The organism is Streptomyces sp. NPDC048057 (assembly GCF_040653095.1).
Taxonomy (GTDB): domain Bacteria; phylum Actinomycetota; class Actinomycetes; order Streptomycetales; family Streptomycetaceae; genus Streptomyces.
On sequence record NZ_JBEZNF010000020.1, the window covers coordinates 151604 to 169431 of the forward strand.

At 72.9% G+C, this 17828-nt stretch carries 19 protein-coding genes, 1 tRNA gene and 1 pseudogene; 6 read left to right on the forward strand and 15 right to left on the reverse strand.

Translation table 11 applies throughout. From position 1 onward, the window contains the following. Window positions 1–65: 65 nt before the first annotated feature. The 4 genes from AB0E05_RS23845 to AB0E05_RS23860 all read right to left on the reverse strand — a co-directional run bounded on the left by AB0E05_RS23845 (window position 66) and on the right by AB0E05_RS23860 (window position 2496). Window positions 66–1370, reverse strand: coding sequence for a DUF4241 domain-containing protein (locus AB0E05_RS23845; protein WP_361966724.1), 1305 nt, complete (start codon window positions 1368–1370; stop codon window positions 66–68). Window positions 1371–1722: 352 nt separating this feature from the next. Further along, window positions 1723–1899, reverse strand: a complete 177-nt coding sequence (locus AB0E05_RS23850; RefSeq protein ID WP_361966727.1) for a hypothetical protein — start codon at window positions 1897–1899, stop codon at window positions 1723–1725. A 35-nt stretch (window positions 1900–1934) separates the two neighbouring features. Then, a complete protein-coding gene (locus AB0E05_RS23855; protein ID WP_361966729.1) occupies window positions 1935–2102 on the reverse strand; it encodes a hypothetical protein in 168 nt (55 codons plus the stop codon). Window positions 2103–2361: 259 nt separating this feature from the next. Next, complete coding sequence (locus AB0E05_RS23860) at window positions 2362–2496, reverse strand: hypothetical protein (protein ID WP_361966731.1); 135 nt, start codon at window positions 2494–2496, stop codon at window positions 2362–2364. A gap of 243 nt (window positions 2497–2739) precedes the next feature. Between AB0E05_RS23860 and AB0E05_RS23865 the strand changes: the two genes are divergently transcribed. After that, a complete protein-coding gene (locus tag AB0E05_RS23865) occupies window positions 2740–3603 on the forward strand; it encodes a hypothetical protein (RefSeq protein ID WP_361966733.1) in 864 nt (287 codons plus the stop codon). Between the two features lie 392 nt (window positions 3604–3995). Here AB0E05_RS23865 and AB0E05_RS23870 read toward each other — a convergent pair. The 9 genes and pseudogenes from AB0E05_RS23870 to AB0E05_RS23910 all read right to left on the reverse strand — a co-directional run bounded on the left by AB0E05_RS23870 (window position 3996) and on the right by AB0E05_RS23910 (window position 10475). Further along, a tRNA-Pro gene (locus AB0E05_RS23870) sits at window positions 3996–4069 on the reverse strand. A gap of 123 nt (window positions 4070–4192) precedes the next feature. Further along, window positions 4193–4561: an MmcQ/YjbR family DNA-binding protein gene (locus AB0E05_RS23875; protein WP_361966735.1), complete on the reverse strand. Its 369-nt coding sequence runs from the start codon at window positions 4559–4561 to the stop codon at window positions 4193–4195. Window positions 4562–4619: 58 nt separating this feature from the next. Next, a pseudogene (locus AB0E05_RS23880) lies at window positions 4620–4820 on the reverse strand (ABC transporter ATP-binding protein); the annotation flags it as partial. Window positions 4821–4936: 116 nt separating this feature from the next. Beyond that, the gene (locus tag AB0E05_RS23885) at window positions 4937–5518 is read right to left on the reverse strand and encodes a GAF domain-containing protein (protein ID WP_361966737.1); all 582 of its coding nucleotides are present in this window, start codon (window positions 5516–5518) and stop codon (window positions 4937–4939) included. Further along, entirely contained in the window at window positions 5515–6174 is a 660-nt protein-coding gene (locus AB0E05_RS23890) for an ATP/GTP-binding protein (RefSeq protein WP_361966739.1), read from the reverse strand. The genes AB0E05_RS23885 and AB0E05_RS23890 overlap by 4 nt, the downstream gene beginning before the upstream one ends. Further along, a complete protein-coding gene (locus AB0E05_RS23895) occupies window positions 6152–6523 on the reverse strand; it encodes a DUF742 domain-containing protein (protein ID WP_361966741.1) in 372 nt (123 codons plus the stop codon). The genes AB0E05_RS23890 and AB0E05_RS23895 overlap by 23 nt, the downstream gene beginning before the upstream one ends. A gap of 1 nt (window position 6524) precedes the next feature. Continuing rightward, the gene (locus AB0E05_RS23900) at window positions 6525–6959 is read right to left on the reverse strand and encodes a roadblock/LC7 domain-containing protein (protein ID WP_361966743.1); all 435 of its coding nucleotides are present in this window, start codon (window positions 6957–6959) and stop codon (window positions 6525–6527) included. A gap of 7 nt (window positions 6960–6966) precedes the next feature. Continuing rightward, on the reverse strand, window positions 6967–8952 hold the full coding sequence (locus AB0E05_RS23905) for an ATP-binding protein (RefSeq protein WP_361966745.1): 1986 nt from the start codon (window positions 8950–8952) through the stop codon (window positions 6967–6969). 341 nt (window positions 8953–9293) lie between these two features. Beyond that, window positions 9294–10475, reverse strand: coding sequence for an MBL fold metallo-hydrolase (locus AB0E05_RS23910; protein ID WP_361966747.1), 1182 nt, complete (start codon window positions 10473–10475; stop codon window positions 9294–9296). Between the two features lie 413 nt (window positions 10476–10888). Between AB0E05_RS23910 and AB0E05_RS23915 the strand changes: the two genes are divergently transcribed. The 3 genes from AB0E05_RS23915 to AB0E05_RS23925 all read left to right on the forward strand — a co-directional run bounded on the left by AB0E05_RS23915 (window position 10889) and on the right by AB0E05_RS23925 (window position 13814). Next, window positions 10889–12076 (forward strand): Glu/Leu/Phe/Val dehydrogenase dimerization domain-containing protein, encoded by a 1188-nt coding sequence (locus AB0E05_RS23915; RefSeq protein WP_361966750.1) that lies wholly within the window; start codon window positions 10889–10891, stop codon window positions 12074–12076. Window positions 12077–12162: 86 nt separating this feature from the next. After that, window positions 12163–12777 (forward strand): TetR/AcrR family transcriptional regulator, encoded by a 615-nt coding sequence (locus AB0E05_RS23920; RefSeq protein WP_361966753.1) that lies wholly within the window; start codon window positions 12163–12165, stop codon window positions 12775–12777. Window positions 12778–12854: 77 nt separating this feature from the next. After that, complete coding sequence (locus AB0E05_RS23925; protein WP_361966757.1) at window positions 12855–13814, forward strand: carbohydrate kinase family protein; 960 nt, start codon at window positions 12855–12857, stop codon at window positions 13812–13814. Window positions 13815–13835: 21 nt separating this feature from the next. Here AB0E05_RS23925 and AB0E05_RS23930 read toward each other — a convergent pair whose 3' ends face one another. Together AB0E05_RS23930 and AB0E05_RS23935 are read right to left on the reverse strand one after the other, a co-directional pair. Continuing rightward, window positions 13836–14918 (reverse strand): DUF6745 domain-containing protein, encoded by a 1083-nt coding sequence (locus tag AB0E05_RS23930; RefSeq protein WP_361966760.1) that lies wholly within the window; start codon window positions 14916–14918, stop codon window positions 13836–13838. A gap of 137 nt (window positions 14919–15055) precedes the next feature. Further along, entirely contained in the window at window positions 15056–15382 is a 327-nt protein-coding gene (locus tag AB0E05_RS23935; protein ID WP_361966762.1) for a hypothetical protein, read from the reverse strand. Window positions 15383–15582: 200 nt separating this feature from the next. Between AB0E05_RS23935 and AB0E05_RS23940 the strand changes: the two genes are divergently transcribed. Both AB0E05_RS23940 and AB0E05_RS23945 read left to right on the forward strand, forming a co-directional pair. Continuing rightward, window positions 15583–16536 carry an STM4015 family protein gene (locus AB0E05_RS23940; RefSeq protein ID WP_361966764.1) on the forward strand — a complete coding sequence of 318 codons (954 nt, stop codon included), beginning with the start codon at window positions 15583–15585 and terminating at the stop codon, window positions 16534–16536. A 4-nt stretch (window positions 16537–16540) separates the two neighbouring features. Then, a complete protein-coding gene (locus tag AB0E05_RS23945; protein WP_361966766.1) occupies window positions 16541–17764 on the forward strand; it encodes an STM4014 family protein in 1224 nt (407 codons plus the stop codon). Window positions 17765–17828 lie beyond the last annotated feature (64 nt).

The window sequence follows — 17828 nt, forward strand, 5'->3', positions numbered from 1 at the left end:
CCTGCTGCCCCGATCGCCACCAGCTGCCACCCGGCTGGCGACTGCGCCCGTAGGCAGGACCCTGCCTACACAGCCGCATCGGTGGGGTTTCCGTCCCGCTCCGGGAGCAGCTCGGGCATCCCGTCCACCAGCACCACGACGCCGGTTACCTCACCGGCCTCGGAACGGCCGACCCACACCGGGTAGGTACCGTCCCCGGTCGTCGCGAAGGCCATGAGCTCGCCGCCGGACGCCTCGTCCCAGGTGCGCTGCATGAACAGGGAACCGTCGTCGATGCCCTTGTACCCGTCCAGGTCCGACTCCCCCTGGATCAGCCCTCGCTCGAAGAGCGCGACGAGTGGATCCCAGGACCCGGCATCGGCGAAGCAGCCGGTGGCGCCGTCGGTGTCGAAGCCGGCTATCTGCTCTTCGACGAACAGCCGGGGATCGTCGTCCGGACAGAGGGCCATCTCCCAGGTCGCGGCGGGGGTCTCGCTGACGAGAAGGCGGACGGCCGTGGGTTCCGTGGTGGTGACCTCGGCGTCCCGCCACTCGCACTGGTAGCTGTAGCGGACCTGCGCCTCGTCGAGTACGTACTCCCCGGGCGGGACAGGGACCGCAATACGCGGCCCGTCGCCACGGTCGACGTCCGGGCCGGAGACGGCCAGCAGCCCGCTGGGCACGCGCAGGGTGCCGACCCGGCGCGGCTCCACGACGGTCATCTCGGGGTGGTACCCGTCGGTCACGCGCGCCCCAGGTCGGAACAACTCGTTGATCGGCCCGGGCTGCGCGGGGCGCGGCGGACGCCAGCAGGTGGCAGGGGCGCCTCCGTCACCTGGCTCGGCTGCCTCGGCCACCTCAGCCGCCTCGAAGGCCAGCGGCTCAGTGAGCCCGTGTACCTGGGCCGAGAGCAGCGGCCACTCCCCGAAGGCGGGGCGGTCCATCCAACGCTCGTCGTCCTGGAGTCCGGGCGAGGTGGCGTAGGAACCCCCGCCCTGCCCCTGACGCTCCTCCGTTCGTCGGCCCCTCCCGTCCGGGAAGAGGTCCACGGTGATGCGTGGGCACGCCTCGTCGAACTCCGCCATCTCCGGGCCTGTGTAGTACCAGCCGACGGAGTGCCGGCGCAGCAGCCGCGCTGGATCGTCCAGCAGCCGCATGTCCAGATCGTAGGTGCGGCGGCCCTGGGCGTCGTAGACCCACAGCCCGACGTAGTGGTCCCGCCAGGAGACCAGCCGGACTTCCAGCGGTGCCTTCCGACCCGGCTCCCGGTACACCACCACGTACAGAAGCCCGGCGGCATCCCGCTTCCGGGCCTCCTCGGCGGACATCGGTCGCCAGGGCGCACAAGTCTCCAGGTCCCACGCCTGCGCGTACCCCACCTCGACGACCATTGCCGCTCCTCTTCCTGCCGCCTGCCTTGGTTCCGTGCTGAGCTGCAAGGTATCTGCTGCCCGTGACAACGACCCAAGGGGCGGGTGGCGGACAGAGCCAGACGTCCTCAAGCGACGTCGGCACCGCGCCCTCCTGGTCCTGCTCGACGCCGGGGAAAGCGGAGGCAGCGAGTTCGAGGCAGGCCTACTCCTGCCGCACGACGACGGCGGTCAGGGCCGGGTCCTCCTGGCGGGGCGGAGCGACCACTCGGTGGGCAGCAGGAGCACGGTGGTAGCCGGCCGTCGCGCCCTCCCGAGTCTTCACAGGCCCAACCGGAACGACCGATGCGGAGCCGGGCCAGGTCGACGCCGCTCACGCCTGCCCCCACGGGGTGTGGCCGAGGTCCAGGCGGCCGAGGCCCGAACGGCGCTGCACGGTCGCGACGAACAGCCTGGTGAACAGGCGCTGCGCGGAGTGCTCGCCGCACCGGGCGATGTGGTCGTGGACGACCTGGTGGTCGGCGGCGGCGCAGTTGCGCCAGTCCAGCACCTGCTCGCGTGGTTTCCCACCCTGAAGCAGCCGCGTCAGGGCCAGCCGAGGACCCAGCCCACGCGGGCCTCGACCCGGGCGTCGACGACGCGGTACCCAATGGTGACTCCGGCGGAGGCGACGGCGAGTTCGCGCAGGGCGTCCGGCCCGGTGCCCTCCGAGGTGCCCACCGCGAGGGGGTTCATGGTCAGCGTTCCGCGCATCGCCTCATGGACCGCATGATGCCGCTCCGGGACGAGTCCGGCCAGGGCGCGCGTTGTCGTCCGATGGTGACGCCGACCCGCGGGTCGGCGGACACCATGGCTGAACGTCCTCCTCGTTGAGGTCATGACCCTGCGCGGTCATCCACCACTTCACGGCCGCGCGCTCGAAGGTGGCCCGCGTGATCTCCTCATCCGTTTCCTCGTGCCGGAGACTCTTGGCGATTGCGTTGAGTTCCCCCTCGGTGGCGAACTTGAGCAGTCAGGTCGGGCCGTGTCCGGTCAGCTGCTGCCGCTCGGACCAGGCCCGCCGCTGGTCGGCGACCTCGGGCCCGATAGCGGGTGCGTCGCGTTCGGCGGCGATCCGTTCGTAGTGCTGGCAGTACGCCTCCAGCATGCGGTGGGGCGATGGCTTCGTCCTCGGGGTCCGTCGGCATACCGTCCTCGCGGCGGATGTCCGCGAGCTGCGCCAACGCCTTCTGGCGGATCGCGCCGGCGCGCTCGGCGGCCTGGAGCATCTTCGTCGACGGCCGTGTCCGAGCAAGGAGGGCCCGGTACGCTTCGGTGCCGGCCTCGTGCCCGGCCAGGAGCGCCTTGCGTCAACCCCACACTGCACAACATCGAAGGAGCGCTCATCGTGATGCCCAAGACAGTCACGACGACTGACCTTGGCGGGTGGGATGCCGCGCTGGTCAGTGCCTTCGAGATGCTGCTCGGCGGACAGCCGGCCGTCGAACCGGCTGCCCGATACGGGGTGTACTACGCCCCCTTCGACGAGGGCCTGTTCCCCAATCACTGGGCCACCCCTGACGCGCTGACGTCTCGGGAGCCGAGGCAGCTGCCAGATCCGGATGACGGTGAGTACCCTTTCTCCCCTTGGGCGTGGCGGTTCGACCTGAGTGAGTCGCTGTTCTGCTTCGACGCCGAGCTCGTGGCAGGGACCGGACCGTGGGGCGAGGGCGGGCACAAGGGACCCCGACTGTTCGACGACGTCTTCGTCGCCGACCTGCGGACCGTCGGCTCGGTCAATGAAGACGGTGAAGTGCTGGTGCACGGCGCGGAGCTGGGACCGCTCCTGGACCGCCATGGGGTCGAGCTGACCAACGAGAAGTCGCAGGAACTGAACTGCTGGCTGACCGTGCTGCTGCGCGTCACCACCGATGGCACGCTCACCGATGCGATGCGGGCCGCCACGTTCACCGAGCGCGGGCCCGAACATCTGGTGTCGATCAGCGACATGACGTACGCGCGCTCCGCCGCCGAGCCCTGGGAAGAAAGGCTGAGCGCGGTCACACATCTTGCCCTTCGGGACCATCTCCGCATGCTCTGCGTCACTGAGGACGACGCGCGTTCCGAGGGTGGTTTCCACGTCGGCACTGACTACTGGCCGGGCCCCGAGGCCCTGGAAGCCGTCGGCTGTTCACTTGTTGCGGGCTGGGTGTTCGGCGAGTCCGAGACCAGCACCGCCGTCGTACGACTGCCGGACAAGCCAGGAGCGCGCTGAGCACAACGCTTCATGAACTCTCGTTGAGGAAACCTCCCTCTCCACGCGATGGAGCAGGAGCACGTGGGCGGAAGGTGGGCCAACGTGTGCGGGCCGCTACGATCCCGATCACCTCTGAGTGCATGATCAGGATTCGCTGGAGACCGCGGTGACGTGTCCGGCGAGTTCCCCTGCGCGCCCGGTCCGTACGGTGTGCCGAGCGCGGCGCCGTTGCGTCGGGCCTGCTCCATCGCGGCCCGCAGACCAGGGCCAGGTCCACCCCGTCCACAAGCCTCTCAGCCGCGCCGTCCAGCCCGCCTCGGAAGCCGCCGCTAGACCATGTGGTCCCCAAGAACACCAGAAAGGCGGCACCGGATTACTCCGATACCGCCTGCGACCTGCGAAAACACAAGTCGGGACGACAGGATTTGAACCTGCGACCCCTTGACCCCCAGTCAAGTGCGCTACCAAGCTGCGCCACGTCCCGTTGCCCGTCTGACCTGGGGTTTCCCCTCGGTGAACGTGCATGAGAACCATACCGCACTCGTGGCGGTGGTCACGAACCGCTTTCCGGCCGTCCCCCCTCCCCGCGCCCCGCGCGCGACCGCCCTCAGGCGGGGGGTGCGGCCCCGAGGTTCGGGTGGTCCGCGAGGAGGCGGCGCGGGGCCGCTTGGCGCCATGCGTCGTGGAGGATCGCGGTCAGCTCGTCCTCGTCGTCCAGCGCCGACAGACGCACCCGCAGCCAGGCGTAGTTGTCGTCGTGGCCGGGGCGGAGGAAGAACTTCTCCGGCTCCGCGGCGATCAGTTCCGTCCGCTCTTCCTTCGGGCACCTCACCCCCATCGACTGATCGTCGTCGTCGAGGGAGGCGAAGACGCGTCCTCCGCCGTCCACCCGGAAGGTCGGCATGCCCCAGGCCAGCTTCTCCACTGCCTTGGGCAGCGAGAGCGCGATCCTGCGGACGTCATCGGCTGTGGCCATGGGACGACGGTACGACGCGGCACCGACAACCGCCCGTCAGCGCCCAGCCGCCCCCGGCGTTGGCGAGGTGGCGCACCCCCGCGACGGAGTGCGTCATCAGCAACACGGTGGTGACGGCCTCCCGCCGGATACGGTGCAGTTCGGTGTTCATCCGCTCCTGGGCCAGCGCGTCGAACGCGCCCCAGGGCCCATCCGTCAGCAGCACCGGCGGTACGTGTAGCAGGGCGCGGCACAGGGCGACGCGTTGGACGCCGGGTGCCGGGCAGGCCGGGGCTCGGGGCAAGGGAGACGGGGGCGAGTCGATCGTTCGGGATTCGTCCGTGGACGTGCCGGAGCGCCGCGGCTAAGGCGTGGCTGGTGGATCGGGTCGGTTCCTCAGAGGAAACCGTCCTCCCGACGGTGGATCTCCTCCACGAGTTCCCCCGCCATCGCCTTGATGGACTCCAGGCCGGCGCGCCCCCACGCCCTCGGCTCGGTGTCGCAGACGCAGATCGTGCCGAGGGCCGTACCGGTGCGGTCGATCAGTGGGGCGCCGAGGTAGGAGCGGACCCCGATCTCGTCCACCACCGGGTTCCCGGCGAAGCGCGGGTAGTCGCAAACGTCCTCCAGCACCAGCGCCTTGCGGCGGACCACGACGTGCGGGCAGTAGCCGCGGTCCCGGCCCATGATGCGGTCGGCGGCGCCGGCGGAGGCCGCCGCGGCGGCCGTGGCGCCCAGGTCCCGACCCCTGTGGTCCCCGGTCGGGGTGTGCAGCCCGGCGAAGAACTGGCGGTTCTCGTCGATGAAGTTGACGAGCGAGTACGGTGCTTCGAAGGCTTCGGCCAGCCGCTTGGCGAAGTCGTCGAAGACGGGGTCGGCGCAGTCCCAGAAGCCGAGCGTGCGCAGCCGCTTGCCCCGTGCGAGGGCTTCCCGGTCGACGGGGGTCAGCAGCAGGTTGGTGGTCGGGTCGTACCTCACGACGGCGCTCCGTGGTTCGGCGCTGGGGCCGGGGTGGCGGCGGTGTTCAGCAGGTGTTGCACGAGCGTGACGAGGGTGCCGATGCCGGAGCTGGCGATCCGGGCGTCGCACAGGACGACGGGCACCCCGGGCCGGAGGTCTATGGCCGAGCGGACCTCGTCGGGCTCGTAGCGGTAGGCACCGTCGAACTCGTTGACGGCGATGGCGAACTGGATGCCGCGGGCCTCGAAGAAGTCGACGGCGGAGAAGGAGTCCGCCAGCCGTCTGGTGTCCGCGAGCACGACCGCGCCGAGCGCGCCCTCGCACAACTCGTCCCACATGAACCAGAACCGCTCCTGGCCGGGGGTGCCGAAGAGGTAGAGGACGTGGCGTTCGTCGAGGGTGATACGGCCGAAGTCCATGGCGACGGTGGTGGTGGTCTTGGTCTCGACGCCGTCGAGGTGGTCGGTCGCCACCCCTGCCTGGGTGAGCAACTCCTCCGTGCTCAACGGCTCGATCTCGCTGACCGCCCCCACGAAGGTCGTCTTGCCGACTCCGAAGCCGCCCGCGACGAGGATCTTCAGGGCGGTGGGGAACGGGTCGCCGCCGGGCGCCGACCAGTTCGGGGGGCCTGGTTCCCGGGGTCCGTCGGGGTCACAGCCGTCGTCGTAAACCATCGAGCACTGCCTCCAGCAAGGGGATGTCGGCGGGGTTGTCGTGGTGGCGCGGGGCCCGTGCGGTGACCGCTCCGCACTCCACGAGGTCGGAGAGCAGGACCTTGGTGACGGCCGCGGGCAGGCGCAGATGGGCCGAGACCTCGGCGACCGACACCGGGGCGCGGCAGAGCGAGAGCGCCTGGGCGTGCTCGGGCCCCAGCGGGCTGCGGGGCACGTCGCCGGTGGCCCGCACCAGGGTGAGCAGATCCAGGGCCGCGGTGGCACGGGTGCGTCCGCCGCTGACGGTGTACGGGCGGATCAGCCGGCCCGCCGCGTCGTCGAGCAGGGGGCCGTCGAGAGGTACGGGCACGTCACTGTCCCACGGCGCCGGCGACCCCTGCCTGCTTCCTGGCGGGGGTGACGAGGTACGGCCGTACGCTCTTGACCAGCATCGCCATCTCGTAGCCGAGGACGGCGGCGTCGGCCTCGCGGCCCGCGAGCACGGCGAGGCAGGTGCCGGAGCCCGCGGTGGAGACGAACAGCAGGGTGGAGTCCAGTTCCACGACGACCTGGCGCACCTCTCCGCCGTCGCCGAAGCGCGCTCCGGCGCTGCGGCCGAGGGAGTAGAGGCCGGAGGCGAGGGCCGCCATGTGGTCGGCGCTGTCGGAGTCGAGGCCGTGGACGGACTTCACCAGGCCGTCGGAGGAGAGCAGGACCGCGTTCAGGGTGTACGGAACGCGTTGGACCAGGCCGCCGAGGAGCCAGTCGAGATCGGGAACGGAGCCGTTGGGCACGTCGCTCGCCATGGTGCATCTACTCCTTGCTGGTGGTGTCGTGGCGCCGTGGGGCTCCGGGCGCCGCGTCGGGGGCGTGCGAGGTGTGCGACAGCTGTGAGGGGTGCGCGGGGTGCGACTGCTCGTACCGCGGGTGGGGTTCGGCGGTTTCGGCCAGTCCGAAGCCGCGCCGGAAGGCGGCCATCAGGCCGGGGTCGTGCACGGCGTGTTCGTCTTCGCGGCGGGGCGGCGGCGGGGTCCGCAGCTGGGGCACGATGTGCTCCTGGACGCGCCGCCTGGGCAGTTGGGGGCGGAGCAGGGCGGTGTCCGCGTCGAGCGGGGGCGTCAGCGGCGGTGCGGCGCGCTGCGGGACGTACCCGTGGGGCGTGGGGGCCGAATGCGGGTCGTCGGGCTCCTCGGTGCGCAGCCGGTGTCCGGCGCCGGGCAGGGCGGCGGCGGGCGTGGGGCGCAGCGGGTGCTCGGTGCGTACGGGCAGCGGGCCGCGGGGGTGCGGGGGGTGTACGGCGGGGTGCGGGACGGGGCCGGTGTGGGGGACGTCTTCGGGAGCGACGGGGTGCGGGTCGGCGCCGACGTCGTGTCCGCCGACGGGGCCGGTGTCGGCCGGGGTGCCCCGGTGGGGGTGGTGGTCTGCAACCGCGGCGGCGGCGTGCGCGGGGGTGGCGCGCGGAGTGTGCACCGCGTCCGGCCGACCGGGCGCGAGGTGGCTCTTGGCCCGGCGGGTGCGTCCCGACTGGGTGGCGGCGATGACCCCGCCGGCCAGGCCCTCGGGGTCGGAGCCGAGGAGGCCCTGCGGCAGGACGAGCACGGCCTGCACCCCGCCGTAGATGTTGTTCTGAAGGCGGACGGCGATGCCGTGGCGACGGGCCAGTGCGGAGACCACGAACAGCCCGATGCGGCCGTCCTGGAGGAGGTGGGCGACGTTCACCTGGTCGGGGTCGGCGAGCAGGGCGTTCATCCGGGACTGCTCGGCGGCCGGCATGCCGAGGCCGCGGTCCTCGACCTCGACGGCGAGTCCGGCGGTGACGTACTGGGCGCGCAGCAGCACTTGGGTGTGCGGGGCGGAGAACAGGGTGGCGTTCTCGACGAGTTCGGCGAGCAGGTGGATCACGTCGGCGACGGCGTGGCCGCGCAGGGTGCCGTCGATCGGGGGGACCAGCTTGACCCGGGGGTACTGCTCGACCTCCGCGATGGCGGACCGGAGCACTTCGGTCATGGTGACCGGGTGGGACCACTGCCGTCGGGAGACGGCGCCGCCGAGCACGGCGAGGTTCTCCGCGTGGCGGCGGATGCGGGTGGCGAGGTGGTCGACGTGGAAGAGCCCCTTGAGCAGGTCGGGGTCCTCGACCTCGTTCTCCAGGTCGTCCAGGAGCTGGATCTCGCGGTGCACCAGGGACTGGAGGCGACGGGCGAGGTTGACGAAGACCTCGACCTTCTGTTCGTTGCCGACGCTGCTGGAGAGCCGGGAGGCTTGGACGACGGCGGCGATCGCCGAGTCCTGGAAGCGCCCCAGCTCCCGGGCGAGCCGTTCGAACTCGTCGGCCGGGGGCGGGCCCGCGGTGGCGCGGGCGGTGCGCAGCGGCGGGGGGCCGTCGCCGCGGCGGATCCCCTCGACGACGGCCGCGAGTTCCGTCTGGTCGCGTTCGGCGCGGCGGCGGAGGGTGGTGGCGCGGTCCAGTACCGCGGTCGCGAGCCGGTCGGCGCCGAGGGCCGCGGCGGCGACGGAGGCGGCGGCCGTGACGGCGTAGGCGGCGAGCACGGCCCAGAGGACGGGGGAGGGCTGGTGGCCGGTGGTCTGCACGGTGAAGGCCACCGCCGTCGCGCCGGTCAGCGCCGCGGCGAGGGTCGGGAGCACGGCCGTCCGCAGCAGTCGCGGTCTGAGCCGGGTGTCGGAGGGCGGCCCGGCGCGCATGCGGCCCGCCGGCGACACCGGCCTGCCCGTCTGCCGGCCGTGGCGCCCGCCCTCCCGGTGATCGGGCCGTGCGGCGGGTACGCGTAGTTGAGACATCAATGTCCTCGGTGCGTGGGGTCCCAGGGACCGGCGTGCCGCCCTTGGGTACTGCGTGTGATGACCCGGTCCCGCTCGTCGGTCCAACGGCGTTCCACCGCCCGCGAGATGACTGCGCGTTGTTGATCACCGGCAACACACGGTAGTCGTCGGACGGTCGGCCGCGACGGGCAGTTGTGAAACTTGCCCGCCATTCGTCCCGCTCTGGTATGAGGTCTCGCACCCCAGCCCGAATCCGTTCGGGTGGTACGCAACGGGGTCGGCGGACGTGCCGGTGACCCCCGCGACGGACGCGGCAGGACGGCCCGCCGCCGTACGCCCTACTTCACCTCAGCCGCACCTCAGACCTCGGTGACCAGGTCCAGCTCGCCCACCGTCGGCCAGGCGGGCCAGCCGTCGGCCGGGGCGCGGGCGATCGCGCGCCACCACGGGTCCACCGCGGGCGTACGGGCCGGCTCGAACGGCTGCCCGGGGCGGGGCGCGGCCATGGTCACCCCGGCCTTGTGCGTCTCCCACATCGTGAGCTCCCCGGGCTCCGCCCAGGGGTGCGGGGCCAGGTTGAACGTCGCCCAGTGGATCGGCAGCATCACGCCGTGGGACGGGGCGCCGGCCTGGAGGTCGAGATGGGCGCGGACGCCCTCGCCTGGGGTCATGTGGATGTCGGGCCAGTGCTCGCTGTAGGCACCGATCTGGATCATGGTGGCGTCGAAGGGGCCGTGCTCGGCGCCGATGTCGCGGAAGCCGGGGAAGTACCCCGTGTCCCCGCTGTGGAAGACGCGGTGCTCGGGGCCGGCGACGGACCAGGAGGCCCAGAGCGCGTGCTGCTGGTTGCGCAGGCCACGGCCGCAGAAGTGCCGGGCGGGCGTCGCGGTCAGCCGGATGCCGGCGACGTCGGTCGACTCCTGCCAGTCCAGCTCGCGCAGCTGGTCCGGGGTGACGCCCCAGCGCTCCAGGTGGGCGCCGACTCCGAGGGGGACGGCGAAGACCGTGCCGGTGGTGGCGAGCGCCTTGATGGTGGGCAGGTCCAGGTGGTCGTAGTGGTCGTGCGAGATGACGACGGCGTCCAGCGGGCCGAGCGCGGCGAGCCGCACCGGCACGGGGTGCAGCCGCTTGGGGCCGACGAAGGCGAAGGGCGAGCAGCGGTCGCCCCAGACCGGGTCGAAGAGGAGTCGGCGGCCGTCGATCTCGACCAGGACGCCGGAGTGGCCCATCCAGGTGAGGCGCAGTCCGCTTGAGGGCGGCTTGGCCAGGTCGGTGCGGACGTCGCGGTGCAGGGGCACGGGGCCGGTGGGTGCCCTGCGGGCGCGGGACTCCGCGTCGAGGTACGACTTCGCGATGGCGCCGGTGGAGGCGCCGGACGGCCTGGTCCGGGCTCCCACGGGATTCTGGAAGGAGCCGTCGGCGAAGTTCGGCGAGCGGCGGATGCGCTCCAGCCGAGCACCGGTGGGATCGGCGCCGAAGGCCGCCGCGCGCAGGGCGCGCAGCCGGGACCTCGGCGAGTGGGGTGATCCGGCTCCGGTCACGGCACCTCCTGGAGATGGGGGTCTTTTCATTATGGACGGGTGGTACGACAGTGCGGAGTGAGAATCGTCCGCCCGGGCGCCCGCCCCTCTGGTTGCGGCGCCGCCGCGTTCGGGTCAACGCCGGGACGGCGACGGGAGTTCCTGAGCGCGCCCCGCGGTGCGACCGCAGCCCCGCCCGACCCGCGCCACCACAGGCCACGACGGGGCGCCCGCCGGCCCCACACCCCTGGCGACCATCGCGTTGACACCGCGGCGACCGACCTTCGATACTGAACGATGATTCAGTACGACGGGACACTCGACGGAGTGGTTGTATCCGCCCGGTACCCCGGCCGCCCGCACCCCTCCTCGGTCACGTACGGTGGCCGGCACTCTCACCGGCCTCGCGCCCGCCCTCCCAGGAGCCCCTCGCCATGACCGCCCCCTCGCTGTCGCTCACCTGGACCGACCACGTCACCGGCCGTCAGGGCCATCTGGTCGTCGACCGGCTCGTCCGGGGCGTCGCCAGCGGCGGACTACGGATGCGCGAGGGCTGCTCGCTCGCCGAGGTCGCCGGCCTCGCCCGGGGCATGACGATGAAGGAGGCCCTGCACTACAACCCGGACGGGCCCGCCGGGAAGTACATACCGCTGGGCGGCGCCAAGGGCGGCATCGACTGCGACCCGCGGGACCCGGCCGCCTACGGCGTGCTCGTGCGGTACCTGCGGGCGATGCGCCCGTACGTCGAAGCCGTGTGGACCACCGGCGAGGACCTGGGGCTCACCCAGGACGTGGTGGACCGCGCGGCGGCCGAGGCCGGGCTCGTCTCCACGGTCCAGGCGGTCTACCGCCTGCTCGACGACGAGGACGCGGCCCGGCGCCGGCTCGCGGCGGCGTTCGCCGTCGAGGTCGACGGCATCGGCCTGGACGAGCTGGTCGGCGGCTGCGGGGTCGCGGAGTCGGTGCTGGTCGCGCTGGACCGGGCGGGAGTGCCCCAGGAGGGCGCGCGGGTGTGCGTCCAGGGGTTCGGGACCATGGGCGGCGCCACCGCGCGGTTCCTGTCCCGGGCCGGGCTGCGCGTGGTGGCCGTCGCCGACGTGAAGGGCACCGTCTTCAACCCGCGGGGGCTGGACGTCGAGGCGCTGCTCGCGGCCCGCGACGCGTACGGCACGGTCGACCGCGGGGCGCTGCGCCCCGACGACCAGGAGCTGGCGGGCGACGCCTGGCTGTCGACGGACGCCGAGGTGCTGGTGCCCGCCGCGGTCTCGTACGCGATCGACGTGGCCAACCAGGCGTCGATCACCGCGCGGTGGATCGTGGAGGCCGCCAACATGCCGGTGCTGCCGGAGGCGGAGGAGTTGTTGGCGCACCGCGGTGTGACCGTGCTGCCGGACGTCGTCGTCAACTCGGGGACGAACGCCTGGTGGTGGTGGACCCTCTTCGGCGACGTCGAAGCGGACGCGGACGCGGCCTTCGCACACACCCGCCGCTCCATGCGCGATCTGGTCGGGCGGATGCTGACCCGGGCCGAGACGGACGGCACGACTCCACGGGCTGCCGCGCACGCGATCGTCGACGACCGGCTGCCGCTGATAACCGAACGATTCGGCTGGTACGGGTGATCAGCTCGGCACGGCCCGCGGTGGAAGGGGAAGACGGCCGTCACGGCGCGGGCAGGAAGCCAAGATCCGCTGTGTAGGCTGAGGTTGTGGCAAGAGTCCGGTTGAGCGTGGCGGAACGGCGCGAGGAACTGCTGGGGGCGGCGGTCGAGCAGATCGAGCAGCGCGGCGTGGCCGCCGTGCGGATCGCCGACGTGGCCACGTCTCTGGGGGTGAGCAACGCGCTGGTGCTGTACCACTTCTCCACCAAGGAGAAGCTGGTCGCGGCGGCCTTCGCGCACGCCGCGGACGGCGACCTGGCCCATCTGCGCAAGCTGTTGGGGCGGCGCACGTCGGCACTGCGCCGGCTGCGGGCCGCGGTCCGCTGGTACGCGCCGACCGGCACGGCCAAGGGCTGGCGGCTGTGGATCGAGAGCTGGGCGGTGGCGCTGCGCGATCCGGCGCTGCGCGAGGTCGCCCGCGATCTCGACCAGCAGTGGAAGGCCGCACTCACCGAAGTCATCGCCGAGGGGGCGGCGAAGGGCGAGTTCCCCTGCCCGGACCCCGCGGCGGCGGCCTGGCGGCTCACGGCCTTCCTGGACGGCCTGGCCGTCCAGATGACGTCGTACGCCGGCTCGCTGTCCCGGGCCGCGATGCTGGAGTGGGCCGACGAGGCGCTCGCCCGGGAACTGGGCCTGGAGCGCGCGGCGCTGACCGCACGCTGAGCCGCGCCCGTACGCCCTGACAGTGCCGCCGTGGAGGCCGCTCCGAGGCCCTTGGCCGTCGGCCATACTGGGTGACCATGTCCTACGGCTCGTCATCGCCCCGCGCCCCGCATCCGACCCCGGACGGCCGCGACGCCCCCCTTGACGTGCTCGTCGTCGGCGGCACCGGGGTGGACACCGTGGTCCGCGTCCCGGCGCTGCCGGTTCCGCTCGCCGACTCCGTCGGGGTCGGCCCGATCCGGGAGTGGGCGGGCCAGACCGGTGGCTACGTCGCGCTCGGTTGCCGCGCCCTCGGCCGTTCCGTCACCCTGCTCGACTACGTCGGCGACGACGGCCCCGGCCGGCTGCTGCGGGAGCAACTGGCCGCGGGTCGGGTGGACTTCGTGGCCCTGCACTCCCCCACCGGCACCCGCCGCGCGGTGAACCTCGTCGATGCCGCCGGACGCCGGATGTCCTTCTACGACGCCCGCGACCCCGGCGGCCAGCGGATGCCGCGCGAGGCGTACCTCCCGCTGCTGCGGCGGGCGCGCCACGTCCATCTGACGATCACCGACTTCACGCGGCACCTCTTCGACGACGTCGAGGAGGCGGGCGTGCCCGTCTCGACCGACCTCCACGACTGGAACGGGGTGGACGAGCACCATCGCGAGTTCGCCCTGCGGGCGCAGTACGTCTTCCTCAGCTCCGCCGGCACCCGGTCCACGACCGAGGCCGTGATGCGGGAGGTACTGCGCGCCGGCCGGGCGCGGGCGGTCGTCGCCACCGCGGGCGCGGCCGGCTCGTACGTCCTGACCCGGGACGGGGACGGCGCTCTCCTGCCGGTGCCCGCCGTCACGCCGCCCGCTCCCGTGGTGGACACCAACGGCGCGGGCGATGCGTACGTCAGCGGCTTCCTGCACGGGCTGCTGTCCGGGCGCGCGCCGCACGAGTGCGCCCGACTGGGCGCGAGGGCCGGTGCCCACGCCTGTACGGGCGAGGGCGGCACGGCCCTGATCGGCCCCGCGGAGATCGAGGGGCCGCTCCCCCGCACCGGCTGACACCTCCTGGGGCGGTGGGCCTCAGGTCTGTTGCAGCGGCGCGTACTCCGCGACGTCGAGCCCGAAGGTCCAGGCGACGCCCTCCTTCGCGGTGCGGACGCCCGGCGGCACCCGCAGCCAATAGGTGCGGAAGGTGCCGTCGGGCTCCGCCGTGGAATTGAGCACCTCGACCATCACGACGTCCTCGTCGCCCTGTAGGGCGATCCGCCACAGCGTGCCGGCCTCGTCCTTGTGCAGCGGCTCGGCGCCGGACTCGGACAGATAGCGCTCGTAGCCGTAGTACTCCAGCATCACGCGGCGCAGCTCCGCGTTCTCCTCGTTGCGTATGCGGGTGGCGGTGAGCGTGGACAGCGAGTCGACGAAGTCGGGCGGCACCGGCATGCCGCGCCAGGCGTGCAGCGCGAATCCGTCGGGGTAGGCCAGCGCGGGGCCCTCTCCGCTGTCGAGGCGGCCGGCCTCGTCCCGGTGGAGTGCGCTCGGGCGCTCGCAGACGACGGCGACCTTCTCGTACGGCCACCACCAACCGGCGCGGGAGGCAACGGTCGCCAACCCCTCCAGCTTCGGGCTGCGCCCGTCGAAGGCGGCGAGCCAGGCGGCGTCGTGCTGTCCGAGGACCGCGTCGAGCAGGACCTGGCGGACCTCGGACGCCCTGATCGGCTCCACCCCCGAGGACGCCTTCTCCGTCCCCTGGGCGTCCTCGTCCTCGGCCGGGGGCGCGAGCTGGTCCACGACGCCGGTCCTGATGCGCTCGGCGAGGTCCCGGGTCCCGTCCCAGAGCTGGGCGCCCGTCCCGGCCCACAGCTCCACCCACCCACCGGGCCCCAACTCGTCGTGCACCCGGCGGCGCTCTTCCGCCCACGGGCGGGTGCGCACCTCCTCCCGTACGGAGGCGCCGGCCTCCGCTCCGAGGGAGCGCACCGTGAGCACCGCCTCTCTGGGCGAGGCCGCCCAGACGATCCGCTCGGGCTCGGCGAGCCCCGCCCTGCGGTAGGCCAGCCGGACGCCGTCCTCGGCCGCCGCCCGGTCCGCGGGTCCGGTCGCCGATGCAACGGCCCGCCACTTGTCCGTGTGAGTTGCGTGAGCTGCATGCGCTGCGTTCTGCATGTGAATCCCCGTCCCCGCTCGCCCGGCTGTGGACCGGGACCGCTGCTCCGTCGTGCCTGCGTGCTGTGCTGCCGTGTGCTGTGCTGCGTGCGCCGTGCGGCTGTGCCCGCTGCGGCGCATGTGGTGGTGCGCGGACGTCAGTCGGCGACGATCCGGACCGCGCCCGGCACGTACTCCCGCTGGCGTATCACCCGGTACCACCCGCGGGGCAGTTCGATGGCCGCGTGCTCCTCGTGGACGACCCGGCCACCCACCGGCAGGTGCATCAGCAGCGGCCCGAACTGGCCCTGCTCGCGCACCAGCCGCCCGGGGCTGGGCACGGCGTGCGCATGCCCCGTGACCTCCCCGAGGGCCAGCACCAACCGGCCCCGCCCGTCCCGTGGTTCACCCTGGACGTCCGCGAGGTGCGCGGGCACCGACTCCTCGGCCACGGGCGCGATCAGCACGTCTCCCTGCCGGTACATGGCTCTCCCCTCGACGGCCGGCGCCGAGTGCGCCGAACTGGAAACGACGCTAACGGGAGGGTCTGACAACGCACCGCCGACGACGTCCGCTGCGACCCGTGCGACGCCCCCGCCCCTTCGGTTGTCAGTCGGACTTGGTACAACTTCTGCCAATCGAACCGATCACCAGATCGATCACCCTCCGGTGTCTGGAGCCCTCCATGAGCAATCTGCAGGAGTTTCACGGCCTGCCCGTCTTCGACTTCCCCGAGGCCGGGGAGAAGGCCGAGCTGCCGGCCGCGTCCGCGGTCGCCTGGCGGATCGCGGTCGACGGCTACGGGGACTCCGAGGGCGAGGAGTGGGAGGACGCGTTCAAGCGCTTCGTCGCCGCTGTGGACACCACCGCCGTGCGGGCGTTGGTCGTCGGCGTGTGGAAGGAGGCGTACGACTCCGGTCCGGACAGTCTGATCGCCGCGGTCGCGGGCGCCGGCGAGCGGTTCCCCGCCCTGCGGGCCCTGTTCCTGGGGGACATCTCCTTCGACGAGTGCGAGATCTCCTGGATCAACCAGGGGCACGTGAATCCGCTGTTGGACGCCTTCCCGCTGCTGGAGGAGTTCGGGGTGCGCGGCGGGCAGGCACTGGTCTTCGAGCCGGTGCGCCACGAGCGGCTGCGGTCCCTGACGGTGGAGACCGGCGGACTGGGCCGCGAGGTGGTCCAGGGCATCGCCGCGAGCGACCTGCCGGCCCTGGAGCACCTGGACCTGTGGCTCGGCACCAACGAGTACGGCGCGGACGCCGGGATCCAGGAGTTCGAACCGTTCTTCTCCGGAGTGCGGCTGCCGCGGCTGACGCACCTGGCCCTGCGCAACAGCGACATGCAGGACGTGGTCGCCCGGTCCCTGGCGGGCGCGCCCGTCGTGGGCCGGCTGGAGAGCCTCGACCTGTCGATGGGCACCCTCAGCGACGAGGGCGCGGAAGCGCTGCTGAACGGCCAGCCGCTGACCCACCTCAAGAAGCTCAACCTGCACCACCACTACCTGTCGGAGTCCATGGTGGAGCGGATCGCCACCACGCTGGGTGCCAGCGGCGTCGAGGTCGACCTGAGCGAGAGCCTGTTCTCCGAGTGGGACCGGAACAGCGACTGGGACAACCGTTACGTGTCCGTCGGAGAGTGACGCCGTGACCGGGACGGACTCCTCCAGCGGCCCCCGGATCGCCGTGGTCGGCCATCCGGGGCACCGCCGCGTGACCATGTTCCAGGACGCGGCGCGCGCCGCCGGGTTGCCCCCGGTGCGGGTGGTGCCCTGGCGCGAGGTGCTGCGGGGCCGTGCGGAGTTCCGCCCCGACGAGTGGGTGCGGCTCGACTCGCCCGGCGAGGAGCCCGAGGTCGACCGCGTGCTGCGGGACGTCGAGGACCCGGCCCGTGTGGAGGGCACGGCCCGCTGGTACGAGCGGTTCGTGACGGCCGCGCGCGAGGTGTCCGCGGCCGTGGCCACGGCGGGCGCCGTTGCGCTGGACGATCCGGAGGACCTCGCGGTCCTCTTCGACAAGCGGCTCTGCCACGGCGTGCTGCGCACGGCCGGGGTGCCGGTGCCCGATTCGCCGACTTCGGGTAGCGGGGCGCCGACCGTACGCGGTTGGGAGGACGTGCGCGCGCTGGCGGCCGAGGCCGGTCTGCGCCGAATGTTCGTCAAACCGGCGCACGGCTCGTCCGCGTCCGGCGTGCTCGCCGTGGAGACCGCCGGCGGCGGCCGGGTCCACGCCACGACCTCCGTGGAGCGCGACGCGCAGGGCCGGCTCTTCAACTCGCTCCGGGTGCGCCGCTACACCACCGAGCGCGAGGTGGCCGCCCTCGTGGACGCCCTCGCGCCGGACGGGCTCCACATCGAGCGGTGGCTGCCGAAGGCGTCCCAGCAGGGGCGCGCCGCGGACCTCCGGGTCGTCGTCACCGCCGGCCGCGCCACCCACGTGGTGGTGCGCACCAGCCGTCACCCCATGACCAACCTCCACCTCGGCGGCGCCCGCGGCGACCTGAGCGCGGCGCGGGCGGCCGTCGAGACGGCCGGCGGCGACTGGTCCGCAGCCCTCGACGTCTGCGAGCGGACGGCCCGCTGCTTCCCCGGCTCCCTCCGGGTGGGCGTGGACCTGCTGCCCCTCCGGGGCTGGCGGCACTTCGCCGTCGGCGAGGCGAACGCCTTCGGGGACCTGCTGCCCGGACTCACCGGCCTGCCGGGCAGCGGCGCGGAGGGCCGGGACACGTACGCGGCGCAGATCGCCGCCGTGCGCGAGCGGTGGGCGGCCCGCTCCCCCGCCGGCCCCGCCGCTAATCGACTCCGTCCAGAAGACCAGCGCCGAGTACGACCGCACGAACGAGGAACCACCCATGACCGCGCCGTTGTCTGACACCGACACCGAAACTGAGACCGCCCCTCGCCCGGTACCGGACCCCCGTCCGGGCCCGGCCATG

What these genes read in the sequence shown, in the direction of transcription:
- AB0E05_RS23905 (WP_361966745.1), bottom strand. Translation starts at nt 8,952, where the DNA reads ATGTCTCAACTACGCGTACCCGCCGCACGGCCCGATCACCGGGAGGGC.
- AB0E05_RS23865 (WP_361966733.1), top strand. Translation starts at nt 2,740, where the DNA reads ATGCCCAAGACAGTCACGACGACTGACCTTGGCGGGTGGGATGCCGCG.
- AB0E05_RS23875 (WP_361966735.1), bottom strand. Translation starts at nt 4,561, where the DNA reads ATGGCCACAGCCGATGACGTCCGCAGGATCGCGCTCTCGCTGCCCAAG.
- AB0E05_RS23935 (WP_361966762.1), bottom strand. Translation starts at nt 15,382, where the DNA reads ATGTACCGGCAGGGAGACGTGCTGATCGCGCCCGTGGCCGAGGAGTCG.
- AB0E05_RS23925 (WP_361966757.1), top strand. Translation starts at nt 12,855, where the DNA reads ATGTCCTACGGCTCGTCATCGCCCCGCGCCCCGCATCCGACCCCGGAC.
- AB0E05_RS23915 (WP_361966750.1), top strand. Translation starts at nt 10,889, where the DNA reads ATGACCGCCCCCTCGCTGTCGCTCACCTGGACCGACCACGTCACCGGC.
- AB0E05_RS23860 (WP_361966731.1), bottom strand. Translation starts at nt 2,496, where the DNA reads ATGCTGGAGGCGTACTGCCAGCACTACGAACGGATCGCCGCCGAACGC.
- AB0E05_RS23930 (WP_361966760.1), bottom strand. Translation starts at nt 14,918, where the DNA reads ATGCAGAACGCAGCGCATGCAGCTCACGCAACTCACACGGACAAGTGG.
- AB0E05_RS23845 (WP_361966724.1), bottom strand. Translation starts at nt 1,370, where the DNA reads ATGGTCGTCGAGGTGGGGTACGCGCAGGCGTGGGACCTGGAGACTTGT.
- AB0E05_RS23855 (WP_361966729.1), bottom strand. Translation starts at nt 2,102, where the DNA reads ATGCGCGGAACGCTGACCATGAACCCCCTCGCGGTGGGCACCTCGGAG.
- AB0E05_RS23940 (WP_361966764.1), top strand. Translation starts at nt 15,583, where the DNA reads ATGAGCAATCTGCAGGAGTTTCACGGCCTGCCCGTCTTCGACTTCCCC.
- AB0E05_RS23890 (WP_361966739.1), bottom strand. Translation starts at nt 6,174, where the DNA reads ATGGTTTACGACGACGGCTGTGACCCCGACGGACCCCGGGAACCAGGC.
- AB0E05_RS23900 (WP_361966743.1), bottom strand. Translation starts at nt 6,959, where the DNA reads ATGGCGAGCGACGTGCCCAACGGCTCCGTTCCCGATCTCGACTGGCTC.